We start from the raw sequence: 15912 nt of genomic DNA, 5'->3' as shown, positions 1-15912 counted from the left end.
GGGAGCCGCTCATCTTACACCAGTTTCCGGAACCGTCAACACCTGCGCTCCGACCCCCGGCGCGTCCGTTTCGCTGCTCCACAGAGCGGGCAAAACGTCCAAGCGAGCCCGCCATCCTACACCATGTCGCATGGTTGTCAACACCCTAGGCTGCCGCACCCACGCGCATCGTCGCGGCGCGCTGGCCGGTCAGAGCGATCTACGACCATGCGCCGCCCTCGCCTGACCGTCACGCACCGATTGGTCCGTGCGGCCGCCATCGCTATGCTGTCCGCTTCATCGGCATTCCGAGGTCTCCCCCATGGCATTACGCATCCAGCCCGCACGCCGCGTCGAGCGGACGCGCCCGCATCGGGCCGCACCACAGGTGGCGCGATGAGCGCGCGCGAAACCAGGGTCGCGCTGATCGGTGCGCCCACCGACATCGGTGCCGGGCACCGTGGCGCGTCGATGGGCCCCGAGGCCCTGCGCGTGGCCGGCATCGTGCAGGCGCTGCGCGCGCGCGGACTGGATGTTTTTGATACCGGGAACATCGGTGGCCCGCTCAATCCCTGGCTTCCGCCAGTGGACGGGTACCGCCACCTGGACGAAGTCGTGGCCTGGAACCGCGCAACGATGGATGCGGTAGGTGCGGCGCTGGCGTCGGATCGCCTGCCGATTTTGCTGGGCGGCGACCACAGCCTCGGCCTTGGCTCGATCACCGCGGTCGCACGGCATTGCCGCCAGAACGGCCGCACCTTGCGCGTGCTGTGGCTCGATGCCCACGCCGACTTCAACACCAGCGAGCTGACGCCCAGCGGCAATGTCCACGGGATGCCGGTCGCCTGCCTGTTCGGCATCGGGCCGCGGGCGCTCACCCACCTCTCGGGGGAGGCTCCGATGCTCCTTCCCGACCAGATCCGCCAGATCGGCGTGCGTTCGGTGGACGAGGGAGAACGCCGCCTGGTGCGCGAGGTGGGTCTGGACATCTACGACATGCGCTACATCGACGAAATCGGCATCCGCCAGGTGATGACGCAGGCGCTTTACGGCGTGGACGAGGACACCCACCTGCACGTCAGCTTCGATGTGGATTTCCTCGATCCCGCCATCGCGCCGGGCGTCGGCACCACGGTGTCGGGTGGGCCCAACTACCGCGAGGCGCAGCTGGTGATGGAAATGATCGCCGACTCCGGCCGGCTGGGCTCGCTCGACATCGTCGAACTCAACCCGGCCTTCGACCTGCACAACAAAACCGCGCAGCTCGCGGTGGACCTGGTGGAAAGCCTGTTCGGGAAATCCACCCTGATGCGATGAACGCAACGCGCACCGCGGCGGCATGGGCACTTGCGCATGCCGGGGCGAGCCTGGTTACACTTCAGCCCCGGCACACTCAGGACATTGCCGACGATGACACGAAACCTCCGCCTCCTCCTTCTCGCCATCGCGGCCGCCGTAGTGCTGGGCGGCTGCAACACCATCGAAGGTGCCGGCAAGGACATCCAGAAAGCCGGCGAGAAAATCGAGGACGCCGCCAAGCGCTGATCCTGCGCGGTGACGCGGCGGCGAGGAATCACGGATCAGGTACAAAGCCGCCCGGGAACGGATCGGGATGGCGTGCCCACGCACCGGGCGCGGGCAGAATCCCCATCGCAATGAGGTTCTCGCGCCGGTCGTAGCGTAGCGCGACCGTCTCGTTCGGGCGCGAACCGGCCCGCTCGAAGCGCGTCTGGCGCACCGGGGAATACTCGCGCGCACCGTGGCCGGTCCCGAGCGAGGGGCCGGGTGCCATGGGCGGCACAGCGGCCACGCTACGCTCCGCTGCGGCATCCGCCGTGGACTCCTGCGCCTGGCGCGCGGATACCTTGGATTTGGGCATCGGGCGCACGCGCTTTTCGCGGAACACGGCGATCCCGATGACGCCGACATTGTCCGGTCGCCCGGTGCGCGCGGCGTAGCTGTCGGGCAGCGGTGCGAATTCGAACGCCGCCACGTCGGAAAGACTCTTGCGCCAACCCGCCACCTCGGTGCTCTGCCAGGGATCGAGCACGTAGCCCGCCTGGCCCGGATCGGCGGTCTGCCCGCTGACGGCGTTGACGCCGTCCACGCTCAGCACCACCAGCACCCGCTCACTGGTCCGGTTCTGCAGCCGGATGGCATAGCGCTGGCCGGGAATGCCTTCGATCCAGCGCTCCCCGCGCGCCGGATACTGGATCAACACTGCGCCGCTGTCGCGATCGATCACGGACATCTCGACCAACGCGCCATGCGCACGGGCCGCCGGCAGCGACAGGCAGGGGATCAGGACACACAGGGCAAGCAGGATGCTTCTCGACATGACGGCGATCTCCGGGTTGGGTGGCGGCTGTAACGCCGCACCCGATCCGCCGGGGTTGAGTCGGTCGCGACGACGGTCCGCATGGCCAGCGCCGATTCATACTTCGGGGCGGCGGGCGACGGTTGGGCACGGGTATGCTTGCCGGCTCCGGGCCCGCCGCAAGATCCATCGTGCGCACGAGTGCAACCACCACGCTGCTGATCACCCTCCTCCTGCCCGTCGCAGCCGGCGCGCAGGTGCTTGGGGCGGTGCGCGTGACCGGCATCGAAGGCGAGGCGCTGGACAACGTGCGCAAGTCGCTGTCGCTCCTGCGACTGGACGACGCCGGCCGCGCCGCGCTGGAAGAACCGCGCCTGGCCTACCTCCTGCGCCGGGTTCCCGATGAAGTCTCCACGGCGCTGCAGCCCTATGGCTTCTATGCCGCCGGTGCCGACATCGCGGTCGAGCGCAAGGGCGGAACGGCGAACGTGACCATCACCGTGAAACCGGGTGAACCGGTGCGCGTGGATGCGCTCGCGCTGCACCTCGAGGGTGAAGCCCTGAGGGACGAGTCGATACGCGCGTCGCTGGCCACCTTCCCGCTGCACACCGGCGCGCTGCTGGACCACGCCGCCTACGAGCGCGGCAAGCTCGCAATCCAGCGCGCGCTTCTGGCGCGCGGCTACTTCGACGCGGAGATGGAGCGCCACGCGGTGGAAGTGACGCGCACCCGGAATGCCGCCCGCATCGATCTGGCCTGGAACAGCGGCATCCGCTACCACTTCGGCGAAACGCAGATCGAAGGCTCGCACATCCGCCGCTCCCTGCTGGAAAAGACCGTGCCCTACCGCCAGGGCGAACCCTACGAGCAGGATTCGCTGCTGCAGTTGCACCAGCGCCTGACCGAACTGGACTACTTCGGCTACATCGACGTGCGCCCCGACACCGAGCAGGCGCAGGGCGATGAGGTTCCGATCGCGGTATCGGTGGCACCGGGCAAGCGCAGCGTCTATACCGCCGGTCTGAGCATGGGTACCGACTCGGGCGCGGGCGCGCAGTTCGGGCTGGAACGCCGCTGGGTCAACGACCGCGGCCACAAGTTCGCCGCCCACCTGGACTGGGCGCAGCGGCGCAAGAGCCTCGGGGCCGAGTACCGCATCCCGGCGTTCGCCTGGGCCGAGGGCTGGTACGCCTTCGGTGCCAACCGGCGCGAAGAGGAAAGCACCGTAATGACCACCCGCATCACCGAGCTGGTGGCCTCACGCAGCGGCCGCTGGCGCGGCTGGAACCTCGCCGTGGCGGCGCATGCGCGGCTCGAGGACTTCGAAATCGGCGACCGCCAGGCGCGACGCAGCGGCACCGCCCAGGTCGGAGAAACACGGCTCATCTATCCGGCCGCCTCGGCGCAGCGAATCATCGCGGACCACCCCATGTACCCCTCGCGCGGCTTCTCGCTGCGCGGAGAGTTCAAGGTCGGCGCATCGGCGCTGGGTTCGGATGTGAGTTTTGGCCAGTTTCTGTTCGACGCCAAACTGATCCGCAGTCTGGGGCAGGACAACCGGTTCCTTTTCCGTGGCCAGCTCGGGCGCACCTTCACCGACCAGCTGCAGGCGCTGCCGCCCTCGCTGCGCTTCTTCGCCGGCGGCGACCGCAGCATTCGCGGCTACCGCTATCAGCACGTCGGCCCCCGGCTCGACGACGTTCCCACCGGCGGCAAGAACCTCCTGATCGGGAGCGCCGAGTACGAACGCATGTTCACGCCGACCTGGGGTGCGGCGGCATTCGTCGATGCCGGCAACGCCTTCAACGAGATCAACGAGGGTGCCTCGGTGGGTGCCGGCCTGGGCCTGCGCTGGCGCTCACCCGTGGGCATGGTGCGCGTCGATATCGCAAAAGGATTCGACGACAACGCCGGCTTCGAACTGCACATCAACATCGGGCCGGACCTGTGAGCGACGCGACCGCGGCCAACGTGAGTCCGCCGGCACCGCCCGCAGCACGGCGGCGCTGGCGCTGGCTGGTCGCATCGCTTCTGGCGCTGGCGCTGCTGGGCATCTTGCTGGCACTGGCCCTGCTCAAGACCGGCGCCGGGCGCGACCTGGTGCTGGAGCAGCTGCGCGACGCGCTCGCCCCGGGCGCGCTGGAATGGAGCCAGGCCGAAGGCAGCCTCAGCGGCGGCCTGCGGCTGCACGGGATCCGCTATGCGGCAGACGGCGTGACCGCGGAGCTGAAGGCGCTGGAACTCGACATCGACGGACTCGCACTCCTTTCCGGCACGCTGCGCGTGCGCCACATGAAGCTCACCGACGGACGCATCGAGCTTCCGCCCGCGCAATCGACACCCGCGCCGTGGCCCGAGCGCATCATGCTGCCGGGCGAACTGCCGGCACTCTCGCTGTCGCCGGCCATTCGCATCGAGGCGCTGGAAATCGCGTCGCTGTCGCTGCAGCGCGACGGTGCCACGCTGTTCACCGCGCACGCGCTTTCCACCCGCGCCGCCCTGGCCGATGGCATCGTCACGGTCCAGAACCTGCGGCTGGAGGGCGCGCCCGTCAGCCTGCGGCTCGATGCGCGCTTTGACACTGCGCACGGTTGGGACGGCACGCTCGATGCGCGCGCAGACATCGCCCTGTCGCCGTCGAATCCGGTCACCGTGGACGCCGCGCTGCGCGGCGATCCCGGCGCACTTTCGCTGAGCGTGCAGACCGCCACGGAACCCGCCAATCACATCACTCTGCACATTCGAGGCGGGCTCGCCGACCCGCGCTGGGACCTCGGTGTGGATGCGCCGCAGCTGCGTCCCTCATGGTTCGGGGCGGAGGGCGAGCCCGTCGCGCTGTCGCTGGAGGCACACGGCGACCTCACACGGGCCGCGCTCGAAGGAACGCTGCGCCAGGGCGGCCTCGATCTCGAACTGCGGCCCTCGCAGCTTGGTTACGACCAGCACGCGCTGGCCCTCGCGCCGCTCGCGCTGGGTGCCCTCGGCGGCAGCCTGGCGCTGGAAGGCACGGTGGACGGCTCGCAGGCGCAACCGCAGCTGGCGCTGGTCGCCCGCTGGGCCGACCTGGTGCTGCCGGCCGCCGGCGATCCGCTGCAAAGCGGCGGCGAGGCGCGCATCGACGGCCCGCTCGACGACTATGCCCTGAGCCTGGCCGGGGATATCCGCCGCAATGGCGAAAAGGCCGCGCTGGATCTCGCCGGACGCGGATCGATGCAGGCGCTGGCGATCGAGGCCATGCAGGTGGCGCTGCCGTCCGGGCGGCTGGACGCGCACGGCCGGATCGCCTGGGACCCGCAAGTCGACGGCGCGCTGGAGCTGGCCCTGTCCGATTTCGACCCGTCGTGGATCGTCCCGGGCCTGCCCGGCGCGATCAGCGCGAAGATCAGCGCGTCGGGCGGCATCGTCGATGGTGCCGCACGCGGGCAGGTGGAGGCCGGCCCGATCCGCGGCAGCCTGCGCGGCCTGCCCGTGCGCGGAGACGTCAGCGCCCGCATCGACGGTGACGGCAGCGGCTCGGGCCGCCTGGATCTTCGCCTGGGCGACTCGCGGCTGGCGGGTGAAGGCACCTGGGGCGAACGCATCGAGGCCTCGCTGGATCTCTCACCGCTGCAGCTCTCCGACTGGCTGGACGCCGCCGAAGGCGAACTGCGCGGCAGCGTCGCGCTGCGTGGCCGGCGCGACGCGCCAGAAATTTCCGCCCGCATCGACGGGCGCAACCTTGCCCTGGGCGAACAGGCCGCCGCCAGCCTCGCCCTGCGCGCCGCCGTCGCGGGACGCACGTCCGCGGGCACCCTCAGCCTTGAAGCGCGCGACCTCAGGCTGGGCGGACAGGCGTTCGACCTGCTCTCGCTGTCGGCTGAAGGCGATCGCGCGCGGCACCACGCAACGCTTGCGCTCGACGGCCTGTCCGGGCGCGCTGGCCTTGCGCTGGACGGTGGACTTTCGGCGCAGGGCGATCTGTGGCGAGGAACGCTTCAGGCGCTGGCGCTGGAGCCGCGCGACCACGCGCCCTGGCACCTGCGCGAACCGGCAGCCGTCTCGCTTGCGCCGGCATCGGGTGAGCTCACGCTCGAACCCGCGTGTCTCGATGCCGCGCCGGCGTCCCTGTGCCTGCGCGCCAGCAGCCACGCCGGCATCACCGAGGGCGACCTGGCGCTGGCCCAGTTCGATCTGTCCCAGCTCACGCCCTGGCTGGGCGGAAGCGAAGGCACCGGGATCACGCTGGCGGGCCAACTCGACGCCAACGCACAGTTCGCGCGCAGTCCTGCGGGCGAACTGCGCGCGCAGCTCGATGCGAGCATCCCGTCACTCGTGGTCACACCCGTCATCGACACGGGTTCGACGCCTTTCGAACTCGCCGATATCCGCTTGGCGGCAACGCTCGACCCCGTCCAGGCGCAGGCAAGCCTGGTGGCGTCGCCGGGCCGTGACGGCCATCTGCGCGCAAACGCACGGCTGGCCTCGCCTGCTGCCGCCGATGGCGAGCTGTCGGGCACGCTGGACCTGCTGCTGTCCGATATCGCTGCCGTGGCGGGATTCAGCGATCAGGTCGCCGCCGCACAGGGTCGGATCGCAGGCCATCTCGCGCTCGCGGGCACCCGCGCCGCGCCGCAGTTCGACGGCAGGCTCGACCTCGCGGGCTTCAGCGCGCAGCTCCCGGCCCTTGGCATCACCGTGCACGAGGGCGCGCTGCACGCCCGATCCGGAGCGGACCGCGGCGTGGTCCTGGAAGGGACGCTGGGCATGGGCGAAGGCGTGTTGGCGCTGGCCGGTGAAATCGCGCTGAATGATGCCGCTCAGCCCACCGCATCGGCCACCCTGCGTGGGGAAAACCTCAGCGTGATGTCGACACCCGAAGCGCACGTGCGCGCTTCGCCAGACCTGCGCGTGGCGCTCGCCGACGGCCGCCTCACGCTGCGCGGTTCGGTGGAGGTGCCGTTCGCGCGGATCGATCTGGAGCGGCTGGAAAGCACGCAGGCACCCTCGCGCGACGTGGTGATCGTGGACGAGGCCGCCGGCAGCGGCGGTGCGGTGGCGGTGGATGCCGACATCAGCGTGTCCCTGGGCGAGGACGTGCGCATGAAAGGCTTCGGCCTCAACGGCACCCTCGCCGGGCAGCTGCGCGTGAACGAACGCCCGGGCAGGCCCACCACGGCGCGCGGATCGATCGACGTGGGCGGTGCCTACAAGGCTTATGGGCAGGATCTTTCCATCACGCGCGGCCGCGTGGCCTGGACCGCCACGCCGATCGACACCCCGACGCTGGACGTGCGCGCACAGCGCAAGATCGACGCGATCACGGTCGGCGTGCAGGTGCGCGGCACGGCGCTGGTGCCGGAGCTGACGCTCTGGTCCGATCCGGCCATGGACCAGGCCGAGCAGCTTTCCTATCTCATCCTCGGCCGCCCGCTGCGCTCGGCCTCACAGGCCGACGGAACCCGGCTTACCCAGGCCGCGGCTGCGTTCGGCGGCAACCTGCTGGCCAAGAACCTGGGCGCGCAGCTGGGCGTGGACGAAATCGAAGTGGCCGACAATCGCGCTCTGGGCGGCGCGGCACTGACCGTCGGCAAGAAGCTCTCGCCGCGGCTCCACGTCAGCTACGGCGTCGCCCTGTTCGGGCCAGGGCAGGTGATCACGTTCAAGTACCTGCTCAGCCGCCTGTGGAACATCCAGATCGACTCGGGCACCGAAAATCGCGCCGCGCTCAATTACCGGCATGAGCGCTGAAAACCGCGCCTCGCGGGAGGCGACTTCGCCCTACTTCAAGGCGGCCTTCAGCGCCTTGCGGATGATGGCCTCGGCACCGTCGCCTTGCTCGAACGCGCCCTTCACCAGCCGCGCCGCCTCGACCGGCTTGAAGCCCAGCTGCTGCAGGGCGATGACGGCTTCGGACTGCGGGTCGGCGGGAGCGGGCACACCGCGCGCGGATGGCACCGCGGCGCTGCCCGCACCAACTCCGCCAAGCTTGTCGCGCAGCTCCAGCACGATGCGCTCGGCGGTCTTCTTGCCGATGCCGGGGATGCGCGAGAGCGCCGCGGTATCGCCACCGTCCACGCGCGCCACGAAATCCTCCACGCTGCTGCCCGAGAGGATCGCCAGCGCGATCTTCGCGCCGATGCCGGTGACCTTCTGCACGTCGCGGAACAGGCGACGCTCGGCTTCGCGCAGGAAGCCGTACAGCGCCACGCTGTCCTCCTTCTGGGCGTGGTGCACGAACAGCGTCACCTCGCTGCCCAGCTCGGGCAGGTCGTAGATCGTGCTCATCGGCGCTTCCAGCTCGTAGCCCACGCCCTGCACGTCCACGATCAGCCACGGCGGCTGCTTGTGGACCAGCGTGCCCCGGAGGCGGCCGATCACGGGTGCACCCTGCGGGTGCGGGATTGGGGATTGGAGAGTGGGGATTGGCAAGAAACGCCCCGCCCCGGTATCACCCTCCTGCGATCTCGCACTGCGCCCTTCATCGGCATCCGCTCCATTCGATCATCCTCGCTTCCCGTCGTTCCCGCTCCGATCGGCGCGGCGCTTCGAATCCCCAATCCCGAATCACGAATCCCCACCCTCACCTCTTCCTGCCCCAGGCCACGCGCGCGGCGACGCCCAGGCGGGCGGCGCTGGCGCGAACGTGGGCGTGGGTGATGGCCACGGCGAGGGCATCGGCGGCATCGGGCTGAAGCCTGCCGGAAAGGCCGAGCATCACGCCCACCATGTGCTGGACCTGGGTCTTGTCGGCGCTGCCGCTGCCCACCAGGCCGAGCTTGATCTCCTTGGCGGCGTACTCGCTCACCGGCAGGTCGCGTGCGACACAGGCGGCTATCGCCGCCCCGCGCGCCTGCCCGAGCTTGAGCGCGCTCATCGCGTTGTTCGACAGGAAGACCTGTTCGACCGAAACTTCGCTCGGGGAAAAACACGCGATGAGTTCCCACAGCCCGTCGAGCAGGAGGCGCAGGCGCAGCGGGAAGGTTTCGGCCGCCAGGAGGTTGATCGCGACGTGGTGCACGTGGCTGATCCGGCCCGCCGCATCGACATCGATGATGCCCACGCCGGTGCGCTGGGAGCCGGGATCAATGCCGAGTATGCGCGCCGCGGCCGGCATCCCCATGCCCGGTCAGTAGTCGAAGGCGTCGGGCGGAAGGTCGGCGTTGGAATAGACGTTCTGCACGTCGTCCAGGTCCTCCAGCCAGTCGAGCATCTTGGCCACCGAGGTCGCAGTCTCGCCTGTGACCGCGATGTCGTTGTCGGCCCGCAGGGTCACTTCGCTTTCATCGGGCTTCAGGCCGGCGGCCTCGAAGGCGGCCAGCACCGCGTCGAAGTTCTCGGGCGCGGCGAGCACGTCGATCGAGCCGTCCTCGGGATAGGTCACCACGTCGTCGGCACCGGCATCGATGGCGATCTCGGTCACCCTGTCCTCATCCGCACCGGGCGCGAACGAGGCCACGCCGAGGCGCTTGAACATGAAGCCGACCGAGCCATCGGTGCCAAGGTTGCCACCGAACTTGCCGAAGGCGTGGCGCACTTCTGCCACGGTGCGCTGGCGGTTGTCGGTCATCGTGTCCACGATCACCGCCACGCCGCCGGGCGCGTAGCCCTCGTAGCGGATTTCCTCGTAGGTCACGCCCTCAAGTTCGCCGGTGGCCTTCTTGATGGCGCGCTCGATGTTGTCCTTGTTCATGTTCGCGGCCAGGCCCTTGTCGATGGCCAGCCGCAGGCGCGGGTTGGATGCCGGATCGCCGCCGCCGGTGCGTGCGGCGACGGTGATCTCGCGGATGATCTTGGTGAACATCTTGCCGCGCTTGGCGTCCTGCGCGTTCTTGCGGTGCTGGATGTTCGCCCACTTGCTGTGTCCTGCCATGTGGAACCGTCTGCAACGTGTGGAATCGGACGGTGATTCTACTATGCCGGCCGCCGGTTTCCGGCAGTGCGCTGCCGTTTGCGCCATTCGGGGTAAAGTGCAGCCTTCGGTTCCGGTGGAGTCCGTCGTGGACAGCCTGCAGCGCATCGCCTTCCTTGCCAGCCGTACCCCCGAGGTGCAGCCGATCCTGGCCGCGCTCGAAGCGCGCTATGGCAACGTGGTGCCGCAGGACGCCGACGTGATCGTGCCGCTGGGTGGCGACGGCTTCATGCTGCAGACCCTGCACCGGCACATGGATCTGAACAAGCCGATCTACGGGATGCGCGCCGGCTCGGTCGGGTTCCTGCTCAACCAGCTCAGGATCGAGGAGCTGCCCGAACGCCTCGCCGCGGCCGAGGCCACCACGTTCAAACCGCTGGAAATGACCGCCATCACCGATGCCGGCGGGCGCGTCGGCGCGCTGGCCTTCAACGAGGTCTCGCTGCTGCGCCAGACCAAACAGGCAGCCAAGATCCGCGTCTATCTCAACGGCACCGCGCGCCTGGACGAACTGGTCTGCGACGGTGTGCTGGTGTCCACGCCGGCGGGAAGCACCGCCTACAACCTTTCGGCACACGGTCCGATCCTGCCGCTGGGCAGCGCGGTGCTGGCGATGACGCCGATCAGCCCGTTCCGCCCGCGCCGCTGGCGCGGGGCGATCCTGCGCAACGACACCGAGGTGCGCTTCGAGATCCTCGATGCCTGGAAGCGCCCGGTCAGCGCCACCGCCGATTCCTTCGAAGTGCGCGACATCGCCGAAGTGACCATCCGCGAGTCGGCCGGACGCACCGTGACCCTGCTGTTCGATCCCGAGCACAACATGGAAGAGCGCATCCTCGATGAGCAGTTCACCGTCTGATCCGGCGATCATCCAGATCAATCCACAGCGCGCCGCGGCACCTGACCAAGAACGCCTGGTGGTGGCGCTGTCGGCGCGCGCGCTGTTCGACCTGGAAGACAGCCACGCGGTGTTCGAGAGCGAGGGCGTGGACGCCTACGCCAACTTCCAGCGCAGCCGCGAGGATCTGCCGCTGGAACCGGGCATGGCCTTTCCTCTGGTCAAGAAGCTGCTCGCGCTCGATGCGCTGCAGCGGCCCGGCGTACCGCGCATCGAGGTCATCCTGCTGTCGCGCAATTCCTCCGACACCGGCCTGCGCATCTTCAATTCGATCGAACGCTACGAGCTGGGCATCGTGCGCGCCGCCTTCACCAGCGGCGCGCCGGTCTGGCCCTACATCCGACCATTCGGCGCGCACCTGTTCCTGTCGGCCAATCCTGAATCGGTACGTGGCTCGCTCGACAACGGCGTGGCGGCGGCGACCATCCTGCCGGCGCGCACGACGCCTCCGATCAATGCCCAGCTGCGGGTAGCCTTCGACGGCGATGCGGTGATCTTCGGCGACGAATCCGAGCGCATTTCGCAGGAAGACGGCCTGGAGGCGTTTGCCCGCAACGAGCGCGAACTGGCCCAGACGCCGCTTTCGGCCGGCCCGTTCCGCGGTTTCCTGCACGCGCTGCACCAGATCCAGGAGGCGTTTCCGCCGGAGGAAGGGCCGTTGCGCACCGCGCTGGTGACGGCGCGTTCGGCACCGGCGCACAAGCGCGTCATCCTGACCCTGCGCCACTGGGGCGTGCGCCTGGACGAGGCGCTGTTCCTGGGCGGGCGCGACAAGGGGCCGTTCCTGGAAGCCTTCGGGGCCGACATCTTCTTCGACGACTCGCGGCACAACATCGAGAACGCCGCGCGCCATGTCGCCACAGGCCACGTTCCGCACGGGGTTTCCAACCCGCGCTGAACGAGACGGAACGCGCGGCGGCCGCCGCGCCGGCTCCGAGAGCCACGCCCACGCAAAAAAGCCGCGCCCTGGAAGGGGCGCGGCTTTTTTGCGACTCCGCCGGCTCCCGCGCTGCGGGAGCCGGCGGCATGCAAGGCACTCAGGTTGCCGACAGATCCGGCTCCGGCAGCGGGTGCGAGTGCGCCCTGCGGATGCGCGAGGTCAGCGAGGCGGTGAAGCGCCACACGAAACCGAACGTCACCAGCAGGAGGCCCAGATTACCAATCCCCGAGAGCAGGTAGGGCAGCATGGGATCACCCGCGACGCGCACCCGATCCAGGTTGAAGCTCAGCAGGCCGAACGTGACCAGCAGGCCGAATATCCACATGAACAGCATCCAGATGCCGGCCTCGAACCCGGTCAGCGGACGGCTCCAGCCGGTCGCCGGTGCCGCCGGTTCCGCCACGACGTCGGCCGCGGTGAAGTTCTCGTCGCCAGCACGCCGCCCCAGCGTGATCAGGTCATAGATCACCACCAGCGCGCCGACCATGAACAGGAATCCGAAGGTCGGCAACAGCACCTTGTAGATGTTCATTGCCGGGAACACGTCGCCACCGAACCAGTCAAGGCCAAGGATGCGATAGACGTAAATCTGGATGGTTCCACCCCAGGCAAAGCTCAGCGCGACCCCGAGGATACCGGTGAACAGCAGCCAGAAGCCCAGCTTGCCCAGCTTCTGGTCGAAGTGGGCGAACTTGCGCACTGCCGGGATCGCCCAGTAGGCCGAGCCGATGCCGAGCATGCCGAAGGTGCCGAACAGCGCCAGGTGGCCGTGACCCGCGGTGACCCAGGTGCCGTGCGACCAGACGTTGGTCAGGGCGAAGGTCATCACGAAGCCGAGGATGCCGGCGCCCACCAACTCGAGCGTGGCCGAACCCAGCAGGAAGTAGAAGGCCGGGGCGTTGACCAGCGGACGGTCGTTGGCGTGTGCATCCAGGTAGATGTGCCAGAAACAGAAGATCAGCGGCAGCGGTTCGAGCGCGCTGAACAGCGAACCCCAGAACTGCCAGAACTCCGGCGTACCGATCCAGAAGTAGTGGTGCGCGTTGCCAATCAGGCCCGACAGCCACACGAAGGACACGCCCCAGAACACCGCAAAGCCGATCGAGCGCACGTTGGCCTTGAACATCAGCACCAGGAATGCACCCACGAGGGTGATGTGGATCACTTCCCACACGCCTTCGACCCAGTAGTGGACCACGTACCAGCGGAAATACTCCTGCACATCGATGCGCGGCACGTAGAACATGCCGAATATCCACACCACCACCAGCATCGAGACGCCCAGGCCAAGGCCCCAGTGGATCTCGTTCCACTGCCGCATCGGCGGGAAGGTCTTGAGCACCACGAAGGCGAGGATCAGGAACCCGACCAGGACGCCAACGGCGGCGGCGCGGCCCATCTCGATGTATTCCAGGCCGTTCTGCAGCCACGGCTGCCCCGCGGCCCAGCCGGCGACGCCAGTCTGCGCGAAGAACTGGGTGTACAGGTTCCAGACGACGATGATGATGACCGCGTAAAAGAGCAGGTGCACGAGCCACGGTGCCACGATATCGCGCTTGGCCAGGAGCGGCGTGACGAACAGCGCCGACCCGATGAATCCGCACACGATCCAGAGGATGCCCAGGCTCAGGTGGCTGGCACGCGCCACGTTGAAGTTGATCACGCCCGCGAGCAGGGCCGGATCGGCCTGCTGTGCGGCCAGGATCATTCCATAGATGACCTGCATCCCGAACAGCACGAGCATCAGCATGAAGAAGCGCATGCTCAGCTTCTGTGTTTCATAGGTGATGCGCATTAGTGCTTCTCCCCGTTGTTGAGCGACACGAGGTAGGCCACCATCGCATCGACTTCCGCATCACTCAGGATGCTGGAATACGCCGGCATGACGCCGGCGGGAAAGCCCTCGGCGATCTGGGCATCGGGCTCGCGGATCGACGTGGTGAGATAGGCCTGATCCGCCGTCACGGTCGTGCCGTCAGCCAGCGTCACCAGGCTGTTGTAGAGCCCGCCCCAGCCCGGGCCGATCATGCGCGTCTGGTCGGCGGCGTGGCAGGCGGTGCAGCCATAGTTGGCCACCAGCGCCGCCCCCTCCTGTGCCGGATCGACTGCCGGGGCCGCCTCGGGCGCATTCGCCGCTGCGGCAGGTGCCGCGGCGGCGGCCGGTGCCGGTGCCGGTGCCGCAGCCGCAGGCTTGATGAGCCGCAGGCGCTGCTCCAGGGTTCCGGTTTCCACCTTGGGCGGCCAACCCTCGGTGTTCATTGCCGAGGTGTAGCGGAAGAACGCGATCAGCTTGGCGACTTCACCTTCCCGGAACGGCAGGTTGGGCATGTGCGAGGGCGTGCCGCCGCGGCGCTCGATGCGATCGGCGACACCGGCGTACTTCGCCACGTACTCCTCCAGCGTCGTCGCTCCGGCCTCCTGCTGCTGCTCGGGGGTGATCAGGTGCGTGCGGACGGCACCGCCCGTGGGCCAGCTCGCCGCCGACGGGATGAAGGCCTCGAGCCAAGCCGGGCCGGTGTCCTGATAGATGTTCGTCAGGTCCGGACCGAAATAGGCACCGTTGCCCACGATGGTGTGGCAGCCCATGCAGTTGTACGCCTGGAACACACGCTTGCCTTCATCGGCCGAGAAACCCTTGTAGCTGAAATCATCCGGCACGGCCTGTCCACGCTCGTCGACGAAGGACGCCCACGACAGGAAGAAGAAGATCGCCGCCATCAGCGCGAGGACGATCAGTGCCCCGCGTCGCCGCGGGGTTTCGCAACTGCGATCACCCGATGTGCAGGTCATGCCCGATCTCCTTCAGCCTTCTTGCAGCACTCGCCTTCGGCAGCCTTGGCCTGGCGCGCCTCGTCGGCGGCGTGGCCGAACAGGATCCGGGTGCTGCCGATGAACGCATAGAACACATAGACCGACAGCAGGAAGCCGCCGGCGAAGTAGACCATCCACGCCGTCTGGGACTCTGCCCAGTATTCATAATCACGCCAGTACGGCCATGACAGCAGCATCGCTGCCACGGTGCCCAGCACCGAAATCACCAGATCGAAGAATCGCTGCATCGTGGTTTCCCCCGCAGGAAGGTTGACGCCGCGATGCAGGGACTGTCCCGAACGCACCACGGCCCGCATGACACCTGGAAACTGTACGCGTTGGCTCCACGGTGCGGCATTGACATAGGTCAAGCCCCTCCGGCGCACCGGCATGTGGCGCGTGCAAAGCGGCGTTTCCAGGCCGGAAATTGCCGGACGTTCCGACCGCTCCGGGCGAACCTCGCGGGCACGTTCGCCTGCTCCTGCACGAACGCCACGCCCGGCGCAGCGAGCCGGCGAATGTCGCGGCCAGGGTCCTTGCATCCGGCATCCCGCGCCCCCATCCTCCGGACACCCCATCGTGCGACCGTGCCCATGCTATCGGCCATCATTGCCCTTGCCATCTTCGGCACCGTTGCCCTCGCATGGGTCAGCGCGCGCGGCGCCGCCGAAGTGGCCGCGCACTACGGCCAGCGGGCCTGCAGTGAAAGCGGGGTCCAATGGCTCGATCACACCGTCGTACTGGAACGCCTGCGCCTCAAGCGCGCGCCTGACGGATGGATCCGGCCGCTGCGGCGCTACCGCTTCGAGTTTTCCGCCAGCGGTCATGATCGCCAGCGCGGTTATCTCGAACTGCTAGGGGCCGATCTGCAGTGGCTGCGCATGCCGCCCCTGCCGCAGCCCGAGCCGCTGGCGACGCCCGAAGGCGGGCCGGGGGCTGGCTGGCAGGTGAGTCTTCGGCTTGGGGGCGGCACCAGGCCCGGCAGCGACAGCTGATGCGAGGCCCCGCACCCGGTCAGGCCAATCCCGGCACCTGCGCAACTGTCGCGAACGTTCTTCGAAAAGTGCAGTGCGCGGCA

14 protein-coding genes are annotated in these 15912 nt (G+C 68.5%); 7 read left to right on the top strand and 7 right to left on the bottom strand.

All coding sequences use genetic code 11. The features are described from left to right. Positions 1–375: 375 nt before the first annotated feature. Together rocF and WB794_RS09450 are read left to right on the top strand one after the other, a co-directional pair. Positions 376–1296, top strand: coding sequence for an arginase (gene rocF, locus WB794_RS09455; protein WP_337335606.1), 921 nt, complete (start codon positions 376–378; stop codon positions 1294–1296). A 93-nt stretch (positions 1297–1389) separates the two neighbouring features. After that, positions 1390–1524: an entericidin A/B family lipoprotein gene (locus WB794_RS09450; protein WP_337335605.1), complete on the top strand. Its 135-nt coding sequence runs from the start codon at positions 1390–1392 to the stop codon at positions 1522–1524. Positions 1525–1552: 28 nt separating this feature from the next. Here WB794_RS09450 and WB794_RS09445 read toward each other — a convergent pair whose 3' ends face one another. Then, positions 1553–2317, bottom strand: a complete 765-nt coding sequence (locus WB794_RS09445) for a hypothetical protein (protein ID WP_337335604.1) — start codon at positions 2315–2317, stop codon at positions 1553–1555. A 170-nt stretch (positions 2318–2487) separates the two neighbouring features. Between WB794_RS09445 and WB794_RS09440 the strand changes: the two genes are divergently transcribed. Together WB794_RS09440 and WB794_RS09435 are read left to right on the top strand one after the other, a co-directional pair. Next, entirely contained in the window at positions 2488–4248 is a 1761-nt protein-coding gene (locus WB794_RS09440) for an autotransporter assembly complex protein TamA (RefSeq protein WP_337335603.1), read from the top strand. Continuing rightward, positions 4245–8024, top strand: a complete 3780-nt coding sequence (locus WB794_RS09435; RefSeq protein WP_337335602.1) for a translocation/assembly module TamB domain-containing protein — start codon at positions 4245–4247, stop codon at positions 8022–8024. Before WB794_RS09440 ends, WB794_RS09435 begins: the two co-directional genes overlap by 4 nt. Positions 8025–8054: 30 nt before the next feature. Here WB794_RS09435 and ruvA read toward each other — a convergent pair whose 3' ends face one another. The 3 genes from ruvA to WB794_RS09420 all read right to left on the bottom strand — a co-directional run bounded on the left by ruvA (position 8055) and on the right by WB794_RS09420 (position 10146). After that, positions 8055–8654 (bottom strand): Holliday junction branch migration protein RuvA, encoded by a 600-nt coding sequence (ruvA, locus tag WB794_RS09430; protein WP_337335601.1) that lies wholly within the window; start codon positions 8652–8654, stop codon positions 8055–8057. Between the two features lie 202 nt (positions 8655–8856). Continuing rightward, a complete protein-coding gene (gene ruvC / locus WB794_RS09425; protein WP_337335614.1) occupies positions 8857–9390 on the bottom strand; it encodes a crossover junction endodeoxyribonuclease RuvC in 534 nt (177 codons plus the stop codon). 12 nt (positions 9391–9402) lie between these two features. Further along, positions 9403–10146, bottom strand: a complete 744-nt coding sequence (locus WB794_RS09420; RefSeq protein ID WP_337335600.1) for a YebC/PmpR family DNA-binding transcriptional regulator — start codon at positions 10144–10146, stop codon at positions 9403–9405. A gap of 127 nt (positions 10147–10273) precedes the next feature. Here WB794_RS09420 and WB794_RS09415 point away from each other — a divergent pair, with 127 nt between their 5' ends. Both WB794_RS09415 and WB794_RS09410 read left to right on the top strand, forming a co-directional pair. Then, positions 10274–11044, top strand: coding sequence for an NAD kinase (locus WB794_RS09415; protein WP_415926674.1), 771 nt, complete (start codon positions 10274–10276; stop codon positions 11042–11044). Further along, on the top strand, positions 11025–11981 hold the full coding sequence (locus WB794_RS09410; protein WP_337335599.1) for a 5'-nucleotidase: 957 nt from the start codon (positions 11025–11027) through the stop codon (positions 11979–11981). Before WB794_RS09415 ends, WB794_RS09410 begins: the two co-directional genes overlap by 20 nt. A 139-nt stretch (positions 11982–12120) precedes the next feature. Here the strand turns inward: WB794_RS09410 and WB794_RS09405 are convergent, their stop codons facing one another. The 3 genes from WB794_RS09405 to WB794_RS09395 are packed head-to-tail and all read right to left on the bottom strand — an operon-like array spanning position 12121 to position 15082. Then, the gene (locus WB794_RS09405) at positions 12121–13818 is read right to left on the bottom strand and encodes a cbb3-type cytochrome c oxidase subunit I (protein ID WP_337335598.1); all 1698 of its coding nucleotides are present in this window, start codon (positions 13816–13818) and stop codon (positions 12121–12123) included. Further along, a complete protein-coding gene (locus WB794_RS09400; protein ID WP_337335597.1) occupies positions 13818–14813 on the bottom strand; it encodes a c-type cytochrome in 996 nt (331 codons plus the stop codon). Before WB794_RS09400 ends, WB794_RS09405 begins: the two co-directional genes overlap by 1 nt. Next, entirely contained in the window at positions 14810–15082 is a 273-nt protein-coding gene (locus WB794_RS09395) for a hypothetical protein (protein WP_337335596.1), read from the bottom strand. Before WB794_RS09395 ends, WB794_RS09400 begins: the two co-directional genes overlap by 4 nt. 345 nt (positions 15083–15427) lie before the next feature. On the opposite strand from WB794_RS09395, the gene WB794_RS09390 reads away from it, so the two are divergent. Beyond that, positions 15428–15829 (top strand): DUF3301 domain-containing protein, encoded by a 402-nt coding sequence (locus WB794_RS09390; protein WP_337335595.1) that lies wholly within the window; start codon positions 15428–15430, stop codon positions 15827–15829. Positions 15830–15912: the final 83 nt, after the last annotated feature.

Origin of the sequence: Denitratimonas tolerans (genome assembly GCF_037203605.1) — a bacterium.
GTDB classification, from domain to species: domain Bacteria; phylum Pseudomonadota; class Gammaproteobacteria; order Xanthomonadales; family Xanthomonadaceae; genus Denitratimonas; species Denitratimonas tolerans.
This window is presented reverse-complemented; position numbering and strand designations above follow the sequence as displayed.

What these genes read in the sequence shown, in the direction of transcription:
- WB794_RS09390 (WP_337335595.1), top strand. Translation starts at nt 15,428, where the DNA reads ATGCTATCGGCCATCATTGCCCTTGCCATCTTCGGCACCGTTGCCCTC.
- WB794_RS09405 (WP_337335598.1), bottom strand. Translation starts at nt 13,818, where the DNA reads ATGCGCATCACCTATGAAACACAGAAGCTGAGCATGCGCTTCTTCATG.
- WB794_RS09410 (WP_337335599.1), top strand. Translation starts at nt 11,025, where the DNA reads ATGAGCAGTTCACCGTCTGATCCGGCGATCATCCAGATCAATCCACAG.
- WB794_RS09400 (WP_337335597.1), bottom strand. Translation starts at nt 14,813, where the DNA reads ATGACCTGCACATCGGGTGATCGCAGTTGCGAAACCCCGCGGCGACGC.
- WB794_RS09445 (WP_337335604.1), bottom strand. Translation starts at nt 2,317, where the DNA reads ATGTCGAGAAGCATCCTGCTTGCCCTGTGTGTCCTGATCCCCTGCCTG.
- ruvC (WP_337335614.1), bottom strand. Translation starts at nt 9,390, where the DNA reads ATGCCGGCCGCGGCGCGCATACTCGGCATTGATCCCGGCTCCCAGCGC.
- WB794_RS09450 (WP_337335605.1), top strand. Translation starts at nt 1,390, where the DNA reads ATGACACGAAACCTCCGCCTCCTCCTTCTCGCCATCGCGGCCGCCGTA.
- WB794_RS09420 (WP_337335600.1), bottom strand. Translation starts at nt 10,146, where the DNA reads ATGGCAGGACACAGCAAGTGGGCGAACATCCAGCACCGCAAGAACGCG.
- WB794_RS09395 (WP_337335596.1), bottom strand. Translation starts at nt 15,082, where the DNA reads ATGCAGCGATTCTTCGATCTGGTGATTTCGGTGCTGGGCACCGTGGCA.
- rocF (WP_337335606.1), top strand. Translation starts at nt 376, where the DNA reads ATGAGCGCGCGCGAAACCAGGGTCGCGCTGATCGGTGCGCCCACCGAC.